Annotated in this window: 21 protein-coding genes; 6 read left to right on the plus strand and 15 right to left on the minus strand. The window is 58.7% G+C overall.

Features of this window, described 5'->3' with window-relative positions; translation table 11 throughout:
- Positions 1-63 precede the first annotated feature (63 nt).
- Positions 64-492: a VOC family protein gene (locus tag ACGKZZ_RS14320; RefSeq protein ID WP_411224263.1), complete on the plus strand. Its 429-nt coding sequence runs from the start codon at positions 64-66 to the stop codon at positions 490-492.
- 42 nt (positions 493-534) lie between these two features.
- On the opposite strand, the gene ACGKZZ_RS14325 is transcribed toward ACGKZZ_RS14320, so the two are convergent.
- From ACGKZZ_RS14325 to ACGKZZ_RS14335, 3 genes are all read right to left on the minus strand, one after another.
- Complete coding sequence (locus ACGKZZ_RS14325; RefSeq protein WP_411224264.1) at positions 535-1,032, minus strand: MarR family winged helix-turn-helix transcriptional regulator; 498 nt, start codon at positions 1,030-1,032, stop codon at positions 535-537.
- A gap of 81 nt (positions 1,033-1,113) precedes the next feature.
- The gene (locus tag ACGKZZ_RS14330; RefSeq protein WP_411224265.1) at positions 1,114-1,374 is read right to left on the minus strand and encodes a succinate dehydrogenase assembly factor 2; all 261 of its coding nucleotides are present in this window, start codon (positions 1,372-1,374) and stop codon (positions 1,114-1,116) included.
- On the minus strand, positions 1,371-1,763 hold the full coding sequence (locus ACGKZZ_RS14335) for a helix-turn-helix domain-containing protein (protein ID WP_411224266.1): 393 nt from the start codon (positions 1,761-1,763) through the stop codon (positions 1,371-1,373). The genes ACGKZZ_RS14330 and ACGKZZ_RS14335 overlap by 4 nt, the downstream gene beginning before the upstream one ends.
- 85 nt (positions 1,764-1,848) lie before the next feature.
- Here ACGKZZ_RS14335 and ACGKZZ_RS14340 point away from each other — a divergent pair, with 85 nt between their 5' ends.
- The 4 genes from ACGKZZ_RS14340 (at position 1,849) to ACGKZZ_RS14355 (ending at position 6,049) form a co-directional block, all read left to right on the plus strand.
- Positions 1,849-3,051, plus strand: coding sequence for a pyridoxal phosphate-dependent aminotransferase (locus ACGKZZ_RS14340; RefSeq protein ID WP_411224267.1), 1,203 nt, complete (start codon positions 1,849-1,851; stop codon positions 3,049-3,051).
- 1 nt (position 3,052) lies between these two features.
- Positions 3,053-3,463, plus strand: coding sequence for a hypothetical protein (locus ACGKZZ_RS14345; RefSeq protein ID WP_411224268.1), 411 nt, complete (start codon positions 3,053-3,055; stop codon positions 3,461-3,463).
- Positions 3,464-3,549: 86 nt separating this feature from the next.
- Positions 3,550-5,508 (plus strand): DNA topoisomerase IV subunit B, encoded by a 1,959-nt coding sequence (gene parE / locus ACGKZZ_RS14350; RefSeq protein WP_411224269.1) that lies wholly within the window; start codon positions 3,550-3,552, stop codon positions 5,506-5,508.
- A 40-nt stretch (positions 5,509-5,548) separates the two neighbouring features.
- On the plus strand, positions 5,549-6,049 hold the full coding sequence (locus ACGKZZ_RS14355) for a hypothetical protein (RefSeq protein WP_411224270.1): 501 nt from the start codon (positions 5,549-5,551) through the stop codon (positions 6,047-6,049).
- A 387-nt stretch (positions 6,050-6,436) separates the two neighbouring features.
- Here ACGKZZ_RS14355 and rplQ read toward each other — a convergent pair whose 3' ends face one another.
- The 7 genes from rplQ to rplO all read right to left on the minus strand — a co-directional run bounded on the left by rplQ (position 6,437) and on the right by rplO (position 11,698).
- Entirely contained in the window at positions 6,437-6,859 is a 423-nt protein-coding gene (gene rplQ / locus ACGKZZ_RS14360; protein WP_411224271.1) for a 50S ribosomal protein L17, read from the minus strand.
- Between the two features lie 127 nt (positions 6,860-6,986).
- Complete coding sequence (locus ACGKZZ_RS14365; protein WP_411224272.1) at positions 6,987-8,003, minus strand: DNA-directed RNA polymerase subunit alpha; 1,017 nt, start codon at positions 8,001-8,003, stop codon at positions 6,987-6,989.
- A gap of 117 nt (positions 8,004-8,120) precedes the next feature.
- Positions 8,121-8,513, minus strand: coding sequence for a 30S ribosomal protein S11 (gene rpsK / locus ACGKZZ_RS14370; protein WP_411224273.1), 393 nt, complete (start codon positions 8,511-8,513; stop codon positions 8,121-8,123).
- Positions 8,514-8,528: 15 nt separating this feature from the next.
- A complete protein-coding gene (gene rpsM, locus ACGKZZ_RS14375; RefSeq protein ID WP_411224274.1) occupies positions 8,529-8,897 on the minus strand; it encodes a 30S ribosomal protein S13 in 369 nt (122 codons plus the stop codon).
- A 220-nt stretch (positions 8,898-9,117) separates the two neighbouring features.
- Positions 9,118-9,759: an adenylate kinase gene (locus tag ACGKZZ_RS14380; protein ID WP_411224275.1), complete on the minus strand. Its 642-nt coding sequence runs from the start codon at positions 9,757-9,759 to the stop codon at positions 9,118-9,120.
- Entirely contained in the window at positions 9,756-11,120 is a 1,365-nt protein-coding gene (gene secY, locus ACGKZZ_RS14385) for a preprotein translocase subunit SecY (RefSeq protein WP_411224276.1), read from the minus strand. The genes ACGKZZ_RS14380 and secY overlap by 4 nt, the downstream gene beginning before the upstream one ends.
- Before the next feature lie 104 nt (positions 11,121-11,224).
- Complete coding sequence (rplO, locus tag ACGKZZ_RS14390) at positions 11,225-11,698, minus strand: 50S ribosomal protein L15 (protein WP_411224277.1); 474 nt, start codon at positions 11,696-11,698, stop codon at positions 11,225-11,227.
- Positions 11,699-12,021: 323 nt separating this feature from the next.
- On the opposite strand from rplO, the gene ACGKZZ_RS14395 reads away from it, so the two are divergent.
- The gene (locus ACGKZZ_RS14395) at positions 12,022-13,464 is read left to right on the plus strand and encodes an NCS1 family nucleobase:cation symporter-1 (protein ID WP_411224278.1); all 1,443 of its coding nucleotides are present in this window, start codon (positions 12,022-12,024) and stop codon (positions 13,462-13,464) included.
- A gap of 75 nt (positions 13,465-13,539) precedes the next feature.
- Here ACGKZZ_RS14395 and ACGKZZ_RS14400 read toward each other — a convergent pair whose 3' ends face one another.
- The 5 genes from ACGKZZ_RS14400 to rplF all read right to left on the minus strand — a co-directional run bounded on the left by ACGKZZ_RS14400 (position 13,540) and on the right by rplF (position 16,344).
- Positions 13,540-14,310, minus strand: a complete 771-nt coding sequence (locus ACGKZZ_RS14400; RefSeq protein WP_411224279.1) for an MBL fold metallo-hydrolase — start codon at positions 14,308-14,310, stop codon at positions 13,540-13,542.
- Between the two features lie 184 nt (positions 14,311-14,494).
- Positions 14,495-14,683 carry a 50S ribosomal protein L30 gene (gene rpmD, locus ACGKZZ_RS14405; protein WP_411224280.1) on the minus strand — a complete coding sequence of 63 codons (189 nt, stop codon included), beginning with the start codon at positions 14,681-14,683 and terminating at the stop codon, positions 14,495-14,497.
- Between the two features lie 3 nt (positions 14,684-14,686).
- On the minus strand, positions 14,687-15,277 hold the full coding sequence (gene rpsE / locus ACGKZZ_RS14410; RefSeq protein WP_411224281.1) for a 30S ribosomal protein S5: 591 nt from the start codon (positions 15,275-15,277) through the stop codon (positions 14,687-14,689).
- A gap of 161 nt (positions 15,278-15,438) precedes the next feature.
- A complete protein-coding gene (gene rplR, locus ACGKZZ_RS14415) occupies positions 15,439-15,798 on the minus strand; it encodes a 50S ribosomal protein L18 (protein ID WP_411224282.1) in 360 nt (119 codons plus the stop codon).
- Positions 15,799-15,810: 12 nt separating this feature from the next.
- The gene (rplF, locus tag ACGKZZ_RS14420) at positions 15,811-16,344 is read right to left on the minus strand and encodes a 50S ribosomal protein L6 (protein ID WP_411224283.1); all 534 of its coding nucleotides are present in this window, start codon (positions 16,342-16,344) and stop codon (positions 15,811-15,813) included.
- Positions 16,345-16,355: the final 11 nt, after the last annotated feature.

Here is a 16,355-nt window from a genome sequence, read left to right on the forward strand (position 1 = left end):
ATTGGCTCTCGACATCGCGGCGATATGGCCTAGCGTTGGTTCCAGTCAATCAAAGAGGACCTTATGCCCCTTCGCTATCTTCACACCATGGTGCGCGTCAAAGATCTTGATGCGTCGATGAAATTTTACGAACTGCTCGGCCTCAAGGAAACACATCGCAAAGACAATGAGAAAGGGCGCTTTACGCTCGTTTTCATGGCGCCTGAAGGTCAGGAAGAGTGCCCCGTCGAGTTGACCCACAATTGGGACGGTGATGATGGTCTGCCCTCGGACAGCCGCCATTTCGGTCATCTGGCCTACCGCGTCGACGACATCTATGCGACGTGCCAGCACCTCATGGACAACGGCGTCACCATCAACCGTCCGCCGCGGGATGGACATATGGCGTTCGTGCGTTCGCCCGACAACATCTCGATCGAGCTTTTGCAAGCCGGCGACTCCTTGCCAGCGAAAGAGCCTTGGGCGTCGATGGAAAATACCGGCCATTGGTAACGGAAAGCCCGGCTGTTGCAGGTCAGCAGCCGGGCCTTTCGGTCAGTAAATGTATCGAATCTGATCGGTCCAGTAACGCTCCATCCGGCGCAACGTATCGCTCATGTCACCCAGGGTCGTGTCGTCGATGACGTTCTTGTGCAAAAGCCCGTCTGCATGGCGCGCGAACAGGGCTGAAATCAAACTGCGAATTTCGCGGCCCCGCGTGGTCAACCGCACCCGCACAGAGCGGCGATCGATTTCACAGCGCTGATGGTGCATATACCCCATCTCGACCAGCTTCTTCAGATTGTAGCTGACGTTGCTGCCTTGATAATAGCCGCGGGTCTTCAACTCTCCGGCCGTCACTTCGTTATCGCCGATATTGAATAGCAAGAGCGCCTGTACCGCGTTGATCTCGATAACACCGACCCGTTCGAATTCGTCTTTGATCACGTCGAGCAAGAGCCGGTGAAGCCGCTCCACCAGCGCAAGCGCCTCTAGATAGCCGTCCAACATGCCGCCGGATCGACCCTGCTCAACAGATGCATGAATGCTCATTTTTTTCTCCGCCTTACCTGTTGCGAAGGAGCATCCGGCATAAACCCGAAGAATCGGTTAAGTCGTCAAATTTTCTCTGAATCAGCGCTGGAAGGCGACGTTCGATATGTCATCAATCATGCTGCGCAGCGGCTCGGGTGGGGTTTTCTGGCCGCTGACCCATTGATACAGGTCCTGGTCGTTCTCCGATAACAGCGCATCGTAACGGTCCAGCATGTCTGCATCAAAACTGCTCAACCGAAGCTCGGCATAGCGCGACAGGATGATGTCCATCTCCTTGATCCCGCGCCGCATCGACCGCATGGTCAACCGCTTGAGCCGATTGTCATGCGTTTCGCTCATGGTTGTTGCCTCATCATGGCGCGAAGACGTTTTTCCATCCGCGCCAATTGCTCGGCCTTGCCATGAAGGTCGGCCTTGAGTTCACGAAGTTCGAGAATCACCTCGTCGATATCACCCGGCACATCATGCGGTTCCGGCGTATCGAGCCCCGCACCTTCGCCGTTGATCAGCCACATCATCGAGACGTTCAAAAGCCCCGCCATCATCGACAGGCGGTTGGCGCGCGGCTCTGCCAGATCGTCTTCCCATTTGCGCATTGTCGATTTCTTGACGCCCAACCGTTTGGCCAGCGATTCCTGCGTCATGCCCGACGCCTCGCGCGCGGCGGTCAGTCGATCTCCGAATGTCGCGATTTCGGGCGCATACCAGTCCTGGTCGCTTTCGCTCATCACGTCTCCTTTCACGATCCTCGCTTGATCGTATATGGGGCGCACCCTAAGACAGACGATATACAATCACAATCAGAGGCCTGAGATGCCCTTTCTGTCCGAAACGCTTGCCCGCGTCAGCCCGTCTCCAACGGTGGCGGTGACGCAGAAGGCGATGGAACTCAAGGCCGCCGGGCATGATGTGATCGGTCTGGGTGCCGGTGAGCCCGACTTTGACACGCCCGACACGATCAAGGCTGCGGCAATTGCGGCGATTGAGGCCGGGAAAACGAAATACACGCCTGTCGATGGCATCCCCGAGGTCAAGAAGGCGATCTGCGACAAGTTTCTGCGCGACAATGATCTGCACTACACACCATCGCAGATCACAGTGTCTACTGGCGGCAAGCAGGTGCTTTACAACGCGCTGTTGGCCACGCTCAACCCCGCAGACGAGGTGATCATTCCGGCGCCCTACTGGGTCAGCTATCCTGACATGGTGCGCCTAGGTGGCGGCACGCCTGTCATTGTCGAAACCGCGTTGGAAAACGGGTTTCGCCTGACGCCCGAGGCGCTTGAGGCCGCGATCACGCCCAAGACCAAGTGGTTCATCTTCAATTCCCCGTCCAATCCGACAGGTGCCGGGTACACCCGTGACGCTCTCAAAGCGCTGACAGAGGTGTTGATGCGCCACCCTCATGTCTGGGTGATGACCGATGACATGTATGAGCATCTGGTCTTTGACGGGTTTGAATTCTGCACCCCGGCGCAGGTGGAACCGGGGCTTTATGACCGAACGCTCACGGTCAACGGCGTGTCCAAAGCCTATGCGATGACAGGCTGGCGGATCGGTTACGCCGCCGGGCCAGAGCATTTGATCGCGGCGATGCGCAAGCTGCAATCGCAATCCACGACCAACCCCTGTTCGATCAGCCAATGGGCCACGGTCGAGGCATTGAACGGGCCGCAAGACTTTCTTTCAGAGCGTTGCGAGGTGTTCCGCAAAAGGCGCGATCTGGTGGTCGAGGCGCTCAACTCTGCCATCGGCATCACCTGCGCCGTGCCGGAGGGCGCGTTTTACGTCTATCCGTCGATCGAAGGATGCATCGGCAAGACCAGCGCGCGAGGCACTCTCATCGACACTGACGAAGCCTTTGCCACGGCGCTGCTCGAGGAACAGGGAGTCGCCGTCGTCTTTGGCGCGGCCTTCGGGCTGAGCCCATATTTCAGGGTCAGTTACGCCACCTCGGACGCTCTTCTTGCTGAGGCTTGCAGGCGCATCCAGACCTTCTGCGCCGGGCTGAACTGAGATGGGTGCGCATCTTCCTGATTATTATTTCCGCGTCCGCGAAAACGGGGCTCTGGTGTTTCGCGTAGACACCGAAAACCGTCAGCGCCGGATCGAGATGGACCAGATCGCGATGGTCAATATCCGCAATGGCGAAATCAAACCGCATGGCGACCGCACGCTTGGCGATGATGATGTCGCGGCGATTCAGAACTGGATGGCCGAGCGTCAGTCCGTTCTTGCCGATCGGACGATCGACGACATTCTGCGAACGGTTGATCATCTGAATCTGACGACGCAATGGGCGCAGTCGAAAGCATCGGACGATCAACTCGATGCGGTGACAGATTCGCTGCTGCTCGCGATGCACGATCTGCGCAGCGTGCTGGTCCGGCGCAAGGCGGACCGGTTGATGAAGGACGACACCGCCTAGCCGCGCGTCAAGCGTGCGCTAGCGGCTTCCCCCGCCCCGCCCGCTCTGACATAGTGGCGCAAAGCAACAACAATCAGAGCAGCGCAATGGCCGAAGACCTTCTCTCGGGGCAAGAACCGACAGACTATGATGCGTCCTCCATCGAGGTGCTGGAAGGGCTGGAACCCGTCCGCAAACGCCCCGGCATGTATATCGGCGGGACGGATGAGCGCGCGCTGCATCATCTTGTGGCCGAGGTGCTCGACAACTCGATGGACGAGGCGGTGGCGGGACACGCCAACCGCATCGAGGTGGAATTGCACGAGGATCACGCCGTCACCATCCGTGACAACGGACGCGGCATTCCGATTGATCCGCACCCCAAATTTCCCGACAAATCCGCGCTTGAGGTGATCCTGTGTACGCTGCATGCGGGCGGCAAGTTCAGCGGCAAGGCCTATGAAACCTCGGGCGGATTGCACGGTGTGGGTGCGTCGGTGGTGAACGCGCTGTCTGACAGCATGGTGGTGCAGGTCGCGCGCAATCGCGAATTGTTCGAGCAACGGTTTTCACGCGGTGTGCCCCTCGGGCCGGTGGCCAAGATCGGCCAGGCGCCGAACCGGCGCGGCACTACTGTCACGTTCCACGCGGATGAACAGATCTTTGGCAAACACCGCTTCAAGCCGGCGCGGCTTTTGCAGATGGTGCGGTCCAAGGCGTATCTGTTTTCGGGTGTCGAGATCCGCTGGAAATCGGCGATTGACGATGGTGAAACGCCAACAGATGCGACGTTTCACTTTCCCGGTGGTTTGTCGGATTACTTGACCGAAACGCTTGGCAAAGCGTCGACTTATGCCGACAAACCCTTTGCCGGAACGGTGGATTTCCGAGAGAAGTTCAACGCGCCGGGCAAGGTGGAATGGGCGATCAACTGGACGCCGTCGCGCGACGGGTTCATCCAGTCCTATTGCAACACCGTACCTACCCCCGACGGCGGCACGCATGAGGCGGGCTTCTGGGCCGCGATCCTCAAGGGCATTCGCGCCTATGGCGAATTGTCCAACAACAAGAAGGCCGCGCAGATCACCCGCGATGACCTCATCACAGGCGGCTGTGCCTTGGTGTCGTGCTTTATCCGCGAGCCGGAATTCGTCGGACAGACCAAGGACCGGCTGGCCACGACCGAGGCGCAGCGCTTGGTCGAGGGAGCCGTGCGCGACCATTTTGACAATTGGCTGGCCGCCGATACGAAGTCCGCCGGAGCGATCCTCGACTTTCTTGTACTGCGCGCCGAGGAACGGTTGCGGCGCAGGGCCGAGAAGGAAACACAACGCAAATCCGCCACTAAAAAACTTCGCCTTCCCGGTAAATTGGTGGATTGCTCGTCGTCAACGCGCGAAGGCACCGAATTGTTCATCGTCGAGGGCGACAGCGCCGGTGGCTCTGCCAAGATGGCACGGGATCGCAAGACGCAGGCGCTCTTGCCGCTGCGCGGTAAAATTCTGAACGTGCTGGGTGCTGCCTCCTCTAAACTGGGCACCAATGCCGAGATCAGCGATCTGACACAGGCGTTGGGTGTGGGTTTGGGTATCAAGTTCAACGTGGACGATCTTCGTTACGATAAGATTATCATCATGACGGATGCGGATGTGGACGGGGCACATATTGCATCGCTTTTGATGACATTTTTCTTCACCCAGATGCGCCCGATGATCGATACCGGCCACCTCTACCTCGCCTGCCCGCCGCTCTACCGGCTCACACAGGGGGCCAAGCGGCTTTACGTGGCCGATGATGCCGAGAAGGATTTGATGATGGAGAAGGGGCTAGGTGGCAAAGGCAAGATCGACGTCCAGCGCTTCAAGGGTCTGGGCGAGATGGATGCGAAGGATCTCAAGGAAACCACGATGGATCCGGCGTCACGGAAATTGATCCGGGTGACGATCGACGAGGATGAGCCGGGCGAGACGGGCGATCTGGTGGAACGGCTGATGGGGAAGAAACCGGAATTGCGGTTCCAGTATATTCAGGAGAATGCGCGGTTTGTTGAGGAGTTGGATGTTTGAAATAGAACTTTAACCGTTTTCGCTGAAACTGAGGCGCAAGATGGAAAGAGTTCAGTTCAAAATATCCCAAGACTTGTTGCGCGTTGGCGCGTTGATCGCGCGTGAGGAAGATATCACCATGGGTCAACTTTTGCGCAGTCTTTTGGCAAAAGAGATTTCCCGGCGCAAGAATGCGAGGCCGCCCAATCGGGCGGACGAGCTGCTCATCGCGCCCTTGCGAGCGCGCCTCGCGCCGGAGTTTGCGAATGCGACACATTGGGACAGTTTGCAAAACCGCCTTAAGGAATGTGGATACGAATTGAGACCGGCAGGCGGTGGCCTCGCACTTTACACCCATCCTGAGGGGAAAAGAGTCTGTAAAGGATCCGAGTTGGGGTTCTCTTACAGCAAGCTGGTTGAACGATACAAAGCCGGGTTCCCCGGCCATTCACATACCTGGATCGAAGAACGGTTCGCGCGGCGGCCAGAGTCGTGCAGCCTTCGCGAGAATGTCGCTATAGAAGCCCGTGCAGCTTCGACACCACCGAGCAGGCCTCGATGATGTTTCGGTGATGAGATCCTCGGCCTGGCCCGAAAATTACCATGTGCGGGATTACCCGCGAAAATTCCAAAAAGAGGTGACGTCACCTGAGTTGGGTGAACATCCTCTCCCCCGTGCAGAGCCGGAAGGCTCCGAACCTGTACCCCAGTTTAAGAAACGGGGGCCTTGTAAGACGCGTCTCTCATGGTTTGAACGCACATCAAGCGTCCGCAGAGAGAGGGTAGCTTCCTGGGGTGTTCCGCCGAAAGACGGAACGGGTATCGGATCCAATGAGGGCAGCATCGGGGCCATCCGTTAAGGACCGGGAAACGATGCGGGCGCTGCGCGACACGCAAAAAGCCCCGCCGAAACCGGCGGGGCTTTGGTCATCCCGACAGGGATTGAACCTTATTCGTCGTCCGCCATTTCCATCGCTTCGACGCGCGCCTTGTCGGCTGCGCCCTTGGCGTCAACGTCACGATCGACGAATTCGATGATCGCCATCGGCGCCATGTCACCATAGCGGAACCCGGCCTTGAGGACGCGGACATAACCACCCTGGCGGTCGGCAAAGCGCGGGCCAAGGATGTCAAAAAGTTTGGCGACGTGCATGTCCTGCTTGAGCGATGCACGGGCCTGACGGCGGGCATGCAGATCGCCGCGCTTGCCCAGTGTGATCAGCTTTTCAACGATCGGGCGCAGTTCTTTTGCCTTGGGAAGGGTTGTCTTGATCTGCTCATGTTCGATGAGCGAGCCGGCCATGTTCGCGAACAACGCCTTGCGGTGTTCATGGGTGCGGTTCAGGCGGCGGTAGCCTCGTGCGTGACGCATGTGTCTTCTCCTAATGTGCCCTCTACGGGCGTTTTTGCTTTGTCCGGCCACCGATGCGTGTCAGCGGCTCTCCTTGGGGCGGAACGCCCGGATTGCGTGGGGCGGGGATACCCCCGCCGCGCGCGAATTAGAAGTTGTCTTCCAGCTTTTTCGCCAGATCTTCGATGTTGTCTGGCGGCCAGTCCTCGACATCCATGCCAAGGTGCAGGCCCATGCCCGACAGCACTTCCTTGATCTCGTTCAAGGACTTGCGGCCGAAGTTCGGTGTGCGCAGCATCTCGGCTTCGGTCTTCTGGATCAGATCGCCGATATAGACGATGTTGTCGTTCTTGAGGCAGTTCGCCGAGCGGACCGACAGTTCCAACTCGTCCACCTTCTTGAGCAGAAGCGGGTTGAATTCGAGACCGTCATCCTCGTCCGCCTGACGGGCCGACTCAGGTTCGTCGAAGTTGACGAAGATCGACAGCTGGTCCTGAAGGATACGCGCGGCATAGGCCACGGCATCTTCGGGTGTGATGGACCCGTCGGTTTCGATTTTCATCGTCAGCTTGTCATAGTCCAGCACCTGGCCCTCGCGGGTGGGCTGCACGTCATAGGCGACCTTTTTGACCGGCGAGTAGATCGCGTCGATCGGCATCAGACCGATGGGTGCGTCTTCCGGCTTGTTCTTGTCGGCAGAGACATAGCCTTTGCCGGTGTTGACCGTCAGTTCCATGTAAAGGTCTGCACCATCATCGAGGTGGCAGATCACATGATCGCGGTTCAGCACTTCGATGCCGTTGGTTTCCGAAATGTCACCGGCGGTGACAACACCCGGACCCTTGGCGTTGATCGACACGCGCTTGGGGCCTTCGACTTCCATGCGAAGCGAGACGCCCTTGAGGTTCAAAACGATATCGGTCACGTCTTCGCGCACACCGGACACGCTGGAAAATTCGTGCAGCACGTTGTCGATCTGAACGCTCGTGATGGCCGCGCCCTGAAGCGACGACAACAGCACGCGGCGCAGCGCGTTGCCCAGCGTCAGGCCGAAGCCCCGCTCAAGCGGTTCGGCAACGACCGTTGCAACACGCGACGAGTCGGCACCCGGCTTGACATCAAGCTGTGTCGGCTTGATCAATTCAGCCCAGTTTTTATGGATCATGCGTCCCTCCATTCTTGTCTTTGCCCCATGTCCTAAAGGCAAAGACGCCCGAGGTTAAAATGACGAAAGCATGGCTCTCCCCCAAGGGCAGAGCCATGCCGGAAAAATGCGTGCGCCTCAGACGCGGCGGCGCTTTGGCGGACGGCAGCCGTTATGAGCCATCGGCGTCACGTCACGGATGGACGTGATGTTGAACCCGACAGCAGCCAATGCGCGCAACGCCGACTCACGGCCCGAACCGGGGCCCTGGACTTCGACTTCGAGCGTCTTGACGCCATGTTCCTGCGCCTTGCGGCCCGCATCTTCGGCGGCCAGCTGGGCCGCGTAAGGTGTGGATTTCCGCGAGCCCTTGAAGCCCATCGTGCCGGCGGACGACCAGGAGATCGCGTTGCCCTGCACATCCGAGATCAGGACCTTGGTGTTGTTGAACGAAGAATTCACGTGAGCAACGCCAGCGGCGATGTTCTTGGAGACCTTCTTCTTGCCTGCGCGTCGTGTATCGCGTGCCATGATATCAGCCCTCCCTTATTTCTTCTTGCCGGCAATGGCCTTTGCGGGGCCTTTGCGGGTGCGTGCGTTGGTGTGGGTCCGCTGACCGCGCACCGGAAGGTTGCGACGATGACGCAGGCCACGGTAGCAGCCCAGATCCATCAGACGCTTGATGTTCATCTGCGTTTCACGACGCAGGTCGCCTTCAACGGTGAAGTTCGCGTCGATGTGCTCGCGGATGGAGAGCACTTCGGCATCGCTCAGTTCGTTGACACGGCGTGTCGGGTCGATGTTGACGGCTTCGCAAATTTCCTTTGCGGAGGCCTGGCCAATACCGGTGATGTAAGTGAGGGCGATTGGAACACGTTTCCCAGTGGGAATGTTCACGCCAGCAATACGTGCCACGTATATCTTCCTTTTCGTTGCGGGTCCGTAGCGCCAGACCCTTTTTTCACAACATGAAGCCCGGCGGTCATGCAACCCACGGGCCCTAGCTGATCAGGTGATCCGCAGCCCAGGTGCGACCCGGGCGGCGATTTGATTCTCGTGTAGAGATGCGCGTAGATAGGGGTGAATGACCGGCGCGTCAAGCCCGTGGATTCGGGTCTCAAATCCGGTCGTCAGACTAGCCCAAAACCTTTGCAATCGCCGCTTTCACCTCGGACATTTCGCCCAATCCGTCGACAGACGACAGCTGGCCCTTGGCATAGTAATACCCGATCAGCGGCGAAGTTTTCTTGTAGTATTCCATCAGGCGCTGCTTGAGGCTCTCTTCGTTGTCATCCGCGCGGCGAGTGAACTCGGTGCCGCCGCAATTGGAGCACTTACCGTCCTCGGGAATCGGCTTGGTCAAGTCGTTGTAGACCTCGCCACAATTGGCGCAGGTCGCGCGGGCGGTGATGCGGGCCACAAGGGCTGCGTCATCCACCTGCATCTCGATCACTGCGTCGAGCGTTTCGCCTTCCTCGGCCAACAGATCGGCCAGAGCGTCCGCTTGCGGCAAGGTGCGCGGAAACCCGTCGAAGATGAAGCCGCCCTTCTTGTCGCCCTCAAGCTTTTCGCGGATCAGGCCGATCACGATCTCGTCCGTGACCAGTTCGCCGCGCGCCATGACCTCGGCCACGCGCTTGCCCATCTCGGTGCCGCTTTCCTTGGCTTCGCGCAGCATGTCGCCAGTAGACAACTGGATCATGTCACGCTCATCGCACAAGAAACGTGCCTGAGTGCCTTTGCCCGCGCCCGGCGGGCCCAACAGAATGATGTTCATCGGCGCGCCGGCGTCCTTTTCTTGCCCTTGGTCTTACCCTTGCCGCGCAGTTGCGACTTCTGGATCAAACCCTCGTATTGATGCGCCAACAGATGGCTTTGCACCTGCTGGATCGTGTCCATCGTGACCGAAACAACAATCAGAACCGATGTGCCGCCGAAGTAGAACGGGATGGCAAACTGGCCGCGCAGGATTTCGGGAAGCAGACACACCGCCGTCAGATAGGCCGCGCCCACGACCAGCACGCGGTTGACCACATATTCCAGATATTCGGCCGTTTTCTTGCCCGGACGGATGCCCGGCACGAAGCCGTTCTGGTTCTTGAGGTTGTCCGCCACGTCATCGACTTTGAATGAGACGTTGAAGGTGTAGAAATAGGCGAAGAACACGATCATCGCACCGAAGAACAGCAGGTAGAGCGGTTGACCGGGGCCGAAATACGCCAGGATCGTCGACATCACCGGGCCGGTCTGCTGGCCGCTGAAGGTTGCTATGGTGGTCGGCAGCAGCAAAAGCGAGCTGGCAAAAATCGCCGGAATCACGCCCGACGGGTTGACCTTGACCGGCAGGTGGCTGTTTTGTGCTTCGGCGATCTTCATGCCCATCTGTCGACGCGGGTACTGAATGGTGATCTTCCGCAGCGCCCGTTCCATGAAGACGACGAACATGATCACCAGAATGACCATGAGGATCACCCCCACGATCACAGCCGGGCTGATGGCGCCGGAACGACCGGAGGCAAAGAACTGCGCCAGGGCGGCGGGCACTTCGGCGATGATGCCGACAAAGATGATCAGCGAAATGCCGTTGCCGACGCCGCGCGCGGTGATCTGCTCGCCCAGCCACATCAGGAACATCGTGCCGCCCACAAGCGTGATCACGCAGGACGCCCGGAAGAACCAGCCGGGATCGGTGACCAGATCGCCCGCCTCAAGGCTTACCGCGAGGCCATACGCCTGAAACGTGGCCAGCAAAACCGTGCCATAGCGCGTGTACTGCGCGATCTTCTTGCGACCCGCCTCGCCCTCTTTCTTCAATTGCTCCAGCGATGGCACCATCGAGGTGAGCAGCTGAATGATGATCGACGCCGAGATGTAGGGCATGATGCCCAAGGCGAAAATGCCCATCCGCCCCAACGCGCCACCGGTGAACATCGTCAGGATGCCGCCGATGCCCTGTTGAGCCTGTTCCATGAAGTCACGCAGGGCGATGCCGTCGATTCCGGGAACCGGAATGAATGTGCCGATGCGATAGACGATCAATAGGCCAAGCGTGAACAGGATGCGGTTGCGCAAATCGGTCGCTTTACCGAGCGCAGACCAGCTTGTGTTCGCGGCCATTTGTTCTGCTGCTGATACCATGCGGGTCTCTTTTATGATGAACGCCGCCATGAGCGGTCCGGCTCAGGCGGCGTTTGGAAAGCTCTGGTGGCTATGTAAGCGGCACAAGAGCCGCTCACAACCGTTTATTCAGCCGCCTGCGCGGTTGTGACCGTCAGAGAGCCGCCCGCCTTTTCCACCGCTTCCACGGCAGACTTGGACGCGCCGGCGACCGAGAGGTTCACTTTCGCGGAAAAATCGCCCTTGGCGAGAACGCGGATACCGTCCAGCTTGCGACGCACCGCGCCGGATGCGATCAGCGCATCTTCGTCGATGGTATTCTTGATGTCGAGTTTGCCGGCATCAACGAATTTCTGGATCACGCCCAGATTGATAACGGCAAAGGCCTTGCGGTTCGGCTTGTTGAAGCCACGCTTGGGAAGGCGCTGGTAGAGCGGCATCTGGCCACCCTCAAAGCCCTTGATGGCCACACCGGAACGGGATTTCTGACCCTTGATACCACGGCCACCCATCTTGCCCATGCCCGAACCCGGGCCACGGCCAACGCGCTTTTTACGCTTGGTTGCACCGGGGTTGTCATGCAATTCATGCAGTTTCATGTCGCTTCTCCTATGCCGGAAACGCCCCCGAAGCGGAAATGGGCGAACGCGGCTTTTCTTGGTTTTGAATCAGTGACCACACGGCCACCGCTGGCGTATAGGCCGTTGCCGACGCGGGTTCAAGAGCAGAGAGCCAGGCGCGTGACAGTTTGCACGCGCGTCGCGACGCGGCAGATCATTTACAAAAAATCACGAAGAATGCCACCTGAATTTATTGATAACAGAAACGGCATTGGTTCATTTAGTATAGCGGTATAATTTATGCAAATAGATTCGTTGGGTTTTGAACTATTCCAACGTTTCTCCTGTCCAAGGAGGCTATAATGACAACTCTAGATCAAACGCATGTTGCCGGAAGCAACACAATGGGTCCGGAGGGCAATACACTTAGCCCGGTTCGTCCTAGCGAAAAAACATGGGGATGGTTCGCCATTTTCAACGTTTGGGCGAATGATGTGCAGTCGCTGTTTGGCTATTCGCTCGTCGCGTCGCTGTTCATCTCCTATGGCGTCGGCGGCTGGACAGCATTCGCCGCGCTGATCACCGCGGGATTGTTCACGATGTGGATGGTCAACCTGTCCGGGGCCGCCGGTGAAAAATACGGCATCCCCTACCCCGTCTTTGCCCGCGCGAGCCTCGGAACCGAAGGCGCCAAGCTGCCGGCGATCCTGCGCGCGACAGTCGCGGTGTTCTGGTACGGGGTGCAGGTCTATTTTGCCTCCACGGCAGTTGCGCTTCTCATTCGATCGCTGACCGGCTCCGAAGGGGGGACAGAGATACTGGGGCTGACCGGCATCGACTGGGTGTCCTTCCTGATCGTCTGGTCGCTGCATATCGTCATTTTCTGGCGTGGCATGGCATGGGTCGAAACCTTCCTCAACATCGCCGGGCCTTTTGTTTACGTCGTCATGATCGGTCTTGTCGTGGTGCTGTGGCAACGCTCTGACGGCCAACTTCTCGAAGCGACGGCCACCATCTTTGCCAATCCCGAAGGCACCTTCTGGACCGAGGTCACCGGGTTTGTCGCCATCGTCGGCACGATGGTCGCCTATTTTGCGGCCGTCATGATCAACTTCAGCGATTTCTCGCGCTATGCCCGGAGCAAGTCGGCCATGAAAATGGGCAACCTCACGGGATTGCCGTTCAACATGATCCTGTTTTCCGCGCTGGCGCTGCTGACAACGGGCGGAGCGGCGGTCGTGTTCGGTGAGAAAATCATCAACCCGACCGAAATCGTGGAGCGCACCGACAGTGTCCTTCTCGGCGTGATCGCGGCGATCACCTTCTTTGCCGCGACAATGGGGATCAATCTGGTGGCAAACTTCATCCCGGCCGTAAACGGCATCGCCAACCTGTCACCTGACAAGATCAGCTTCCGCAAGGCCGGGTTGATCACGTCGGCCTTCGCGCTGGTGATCGGCGGGTTCTGGACCAGCTTCATCAGCCAGTTCGGGATCAGCGGCTTCGTCAACACGCTGGGCGCGACGCTTGCACCGCTTTTCGGGATCATGATCGTGGATTACTACATGCACCGCAACGAAGAGCTCGATCTCGACGACCTCTACAAAACCGAAGGTGGGCGCTATTACTACGGAAACGGCTGGAACGGCGTTGCGGTTCAGGCATTCGCGATCGCAGCGATCTTTTCGGTGGCGACCGTCTGGGTTCCGTGGTTCGCATTCCTGACCGGCTACAACTGGGTCATCGGTGCCGTTCTCGGCGGTGCGCTTTACCATGCTGTGGCCAAGGGCAAAGCTGTCGTCTGACAATCGTCAGCGCAGGCTCAACCCGCATAAGACAAACGGCCACCCCAAGCGGTGGCCGTTTTCATTATCGACGGATCAACTGTACCACTCGCCCATCCTGACCTCGATATCGCCCTCCAACATCGACGCGAACTTCGCGGGATCCTGCGTCCCCCCATCGCGACCGCGATAGTGGTAGGGATAGACATATGTCGGCGCAAACTCGGAAACGGCGGATGCGGCGGCGGTGGCGTCCATGGTGAACGGCAGGTTCATGCAGACAAAGGCCAAGTCTATATTCTCAAGTTCGCGCATCGCCGGGATGTCCTCGGTATCGCCGGAAATGTAGACACGCAGGCCGTTGAAATCGAGGACATAACCGTTGTCGCGCCCCTCGGGGTGAAACTGGAGCCGGTCCTCTGTGGTGTTGTAGGCGGGAATCGCATTGATACCGACGCCGTTAAACGCGGCCGCGTCACCGTTGCCGAGCGAGGACGCCCTGGCCTTCAAGTCCTCCGGCAACATGTCGAAGACGGCGGGGTTGGTGATGAGCTGGGTGTTCTCGGCCATGATCGCTGCCAATGTCTCGGCGTTGTAGTGGTCGCCATGCTCATGCGTGATGAGAATGAGATCGGCGCTTGGATAATCGCCATATTGCGCCGCCTCTCCGACCGGATCGACATAGATCGTGCCCGATGGTGTTTCCATCACAAACGATGCGTGTGCGACCGGATGGACCGTGACAAGTCCGCCATCATATTTGAACTCGTTGGGCAAATGCCCGGCGGCGCGGCCCGCGAATGGCAGGAACGTCACGGTACCAGCCGCAGCGGCGGTTGTCAGGAATGTTCGGCGAGTATGGGTCATCTTGGGCCTCCCTCATTGCGTTTCAGACCCGTAGCGTAGCGCCATTGGATAATGCCGCAAGGAATCCGGCGTCAAACGGCGGCATTATACCGAAAACGTGAAACGCCCCCCGATGAAAACCGAAGGGCGTTTCTGGATTATAGCGTTATTCGCCACGGCGAATAACGGATTGCGCGAGCAGTGTTTAGTCGCGCTCTTCGATGATCTCGACCATGTGCGATACCTTGGACACCATGCCGCGGATGGCAGGTGTGTCCTCAAGCACGCGGGTCTTGTGCATCTTGTTGAGACCCAGACCGATCAGCGTTTGACGCTGCACGGCGGGGCGGCGGATCGGCGAGCCGACCTGCTTGACTACGATTGTCTTGGCCATGGTTTATGCCTCCTCGGACACGGGGGCCTGTTCGCCATCAATGCGCGGATGATCGTCGCGCTTGGGCAGAATGTCGGCCACTTTCTTACCGCGACGCTGGGCAACGGAGCGCGGGCTGGATTCCTTGCTCAGTCCGTTCAGCGTGGCGCGGATCATGTTGTAGGGGTTCTGCGACCCGATGGACTTTGCCACCACGTCCTGCACACCCAGCATTTCGAACACGGCACGCATCGGACCACCGGCAATGATACCGGTACCCTGCGGCGCGGTGCGCATGGTCACACGACCGGCGCCATGACGGCCTTCCATGTCGTGGTGCAATGTGCGGCCTTCGCGCAGCGGCACGCGCATCATCTTGCGCTTGGCCTGCTCGGTCGCCTTGCGGATGGCCTCGGGAACCTCCTTGGCCTTACCTTTGCCAAAGCCGACACGGCCCTTTTGGTCGCCCACGATGACGAGGGCTGCAAAGCCGAAACGCTTACCACCCTTGACGGTTTTCGACACCCGGTTGATCGCGACCAGACGGTCGGCGAATTCCGGTGTTTGCTCTTCACGGTCGCGGCGTCCGCCCCGACGGTTGTCACGTTCTGCCATTCAAAGGCATCCTTCATCTTGTGGGCGTCATGCCCGTTGTCCAATCCAGGTGAGCTGACATGCGCTCCCGGATCATCGAGACGTTTCCGTCTGCAAAACAAGGCGCGCCTTCGCAGCGCACCTTGATATTTCGGTCAGAGAGAGCCGGAGCGGCGCCTCTCCTAGATCTTCAGACCACCTTCGCGGGCGGCGTCGGCCAGAGCCTTGATCCGGCCGTGGAAGAGAAAGCCGCCACGGTCGAAATAGGCTTCTTCGACACCGGCCTTCTTGGCACGCTCGGCAATCGCCGCGCCGACCTTCTGGGCCAGTTCGACGGTGTTCTTGCCGTCGCCCGCCAGGTCCTTTTCCATGCTCGATGCAGATGCCAGCGTGACACCCTGAACATCGTCGATCAGCTGAACGCTGATGTTCTTGTTCGAGCGGTGAACGCTCAGGCGCGGGCGCCCGGCATTGACCTTGCGGAGTTTGTTCCGAACGCGCAGGCGGCGTTTCTGGAACAGATCACGTTTACTGTTTGCCATGTCCTTGCGTCCTTACTTCTTCTTGCCTTCCTTACGGAAGATGAATTCGCCTTTGTAGCGGATGCCTTTGCCCTTGTAGGGCTCGGGCCGACGCCATTCGCGAATGTTCGCAGCCACTTGTCCAACCTGCTGGAGATCATGGCCTTCGACCACGATTTCCGTCTGCTTGGGCACAGTGACGGTCACTCCGTCCGGAATTTCAAAATTCACGTCATGCGACAGACCAAGGTTCAGTTTCAGAACTTTTCCCTGAAGCTGAGCACGATAACCAACACCTTGAATTTCAAGCTCTTTCTTGAACGTGTCGGAAACACCATGCACAACGTTCGCGATCACCGAGCGGGACATGCCCCACTGCTGACGCGCGCGTTTGGATTTGCCGCGAGGCTCCACGCTGATGGCGTTGTCATCGACCGTGATGGTCACATCGTCGGTTGCGGTAAAGCTCTGGGTCCCTTTCGGTCCCTTCACTTCAACGGTCTGGCCGGACACGGATGCAGAGACACCCGAGGGCAGCTCGACCGGTTTCTTGCCAATACGAGACATTTACCAGACCT

The organism is Marivita sp. S2033, assembly GCF_046592965.1.
Taxonomy (GTDB): Bacteria; Pseudomonadota; Alphaproteobacteria; order Rhodobacterales; family Rhodobacteraceae; genus Marivita.

Bases quoted from the DNA above. Each gene is read 5' to 3' on its own strand.
- ACGKZZ_RS14320 (WP_411224263.1), top strand. From the start codon at position 64: ATGCCCCTTCGCTATCTTCACACCATGGTGCGCGTCAAAGATCTTGAT.
- ACGKZZ_RS14325 (WP_411224264.1), bottom strand. From the start codon at position 1,032: ATGAGCATTCATGCATCTGTTGAGCAGGGTCGATCCGGCGGCATGTTG.
- ACGKZZ_RS14330 (WP_411224265.1), bottom strand. From the start codon at position 1,374: ATGAGCGAAACGCATGACAATCGGCTCAAGCGGTTGACCATGCGGTCG.
- ACGKZZ_RS14335 (WP_411224266.1), bottom strand. From the start codon at position 1,763: ATGAGCGAAAGCGACCAGGACTGGTATGCGCCCGAAATCGCGACATTC.
- ACGKZZ_RS14340 (WP_411224267.1), top strand. From the start codon at position 1,849: ATGCCCTTTCTGTCCGAAACGCTTGCCCGCGTCAGCCCGTCTCCAACG.
- ACGKZZ_RS14345 (WP_411224268.1), top strand. From the start codon at position 3,053: ATGGGTGCGCATCTTCCTGATTATTATTTCCGCGTCCGCGAAAACGGG.
- parE (WP_411224269.1), top strand. From the start codon at position 3,550: ATGGCCGAAGACCTTCTCTCGGGGCAAGAACCGACAGACTATGATGCG.
- ACGKZZ_RS14355 (WP_411224270.1), top strand. From the start codon at position 5,549: ATGGAAAGAGTTCAGTTCAAAATATCCCAAGACTTGTTGCGCGTTGGC.
- rplQ (WP_411224271.1), bottom strand. From the start codon at position 6,859: ATGCGTCACGCACGAGGCTACCGCCGCCTGAACCGCACCCATGAACAC.
- ACGKZZ_RS14365 (WP_411224272.1), bottom strand. From the start codon at position 8,003: ATGATCCATAAAAACTGGGCTGAATTGATCAAGCCGACACAGCTTGAT.
- rpsK (WP_411224273.1), bottom strand. From the start codon at position 8,513: ATGGCACGCGATACACGACGCGCAGGCAAGAAGAAGGTCTCCAAGAAC.
- ACGKZZ_RS14380 (WP_411224275.1), bottom strand. From the start codon at position 9,759: ATGAACATCATTCTGTTGGGCCCGCCGGGCGCGGGCAAAGGCACTCAG.
- secY (WP_411224276.1), bottom strand. From the start codon at position 11,120: ATGGTATCAGCAGCAGAACAAATGGCCGCGAACACAAGCTGGTCTGCG.
- rplO (WP_411224277.1), bottom strand. From the start codon at position 11,698: ATGAAACTGCATGAATTGCATGACAACCCCGGTGCAACCAAGCGTAAA.
- ACGKZZ_RS14395 (WP_411224278.1), top strand. From the start codon at position 12,022: ATGACAACTCTAGATCAAACGCATGTTGCCGGAAGCAACACAATGGGT.
- ACGKZZ_RS14400 (WP_411224279.1), bottom strand. From the start codon at position 14,310: ATGACCCATACTCGCCGAACATTCCTGACAACCGCCGCTGCGGCTGGT.
- rpmD (WP_411224280.1), bottom strand. From the start codon at position 14,683: ATGGCCAAGACAATCGTAGTCAAGCAGGTCGGCTCGCCGATCCGCCGC.
- rpsE (WP_411224281.1), bottom strand. From the start codon at position 15,277: ATGGCAGAACGTGACAACCGTCGGGGCGGACGCCGCGACCGTGAAGAG.
- rplR (WP_411224282.1), bottom strand. From the start codon at position 15,798: ATGGCAAACAGTAAACGTGATCTGTTCCAGAAACGCCGCCTGCGCGTT.
- rplF (WP_411224283.1), bottom strand. From the start codon at position 16,344: ATGTCTCGTATTGGCAAGAAACCGGTCGAGCTGCCCTCGGGTGTCTCT.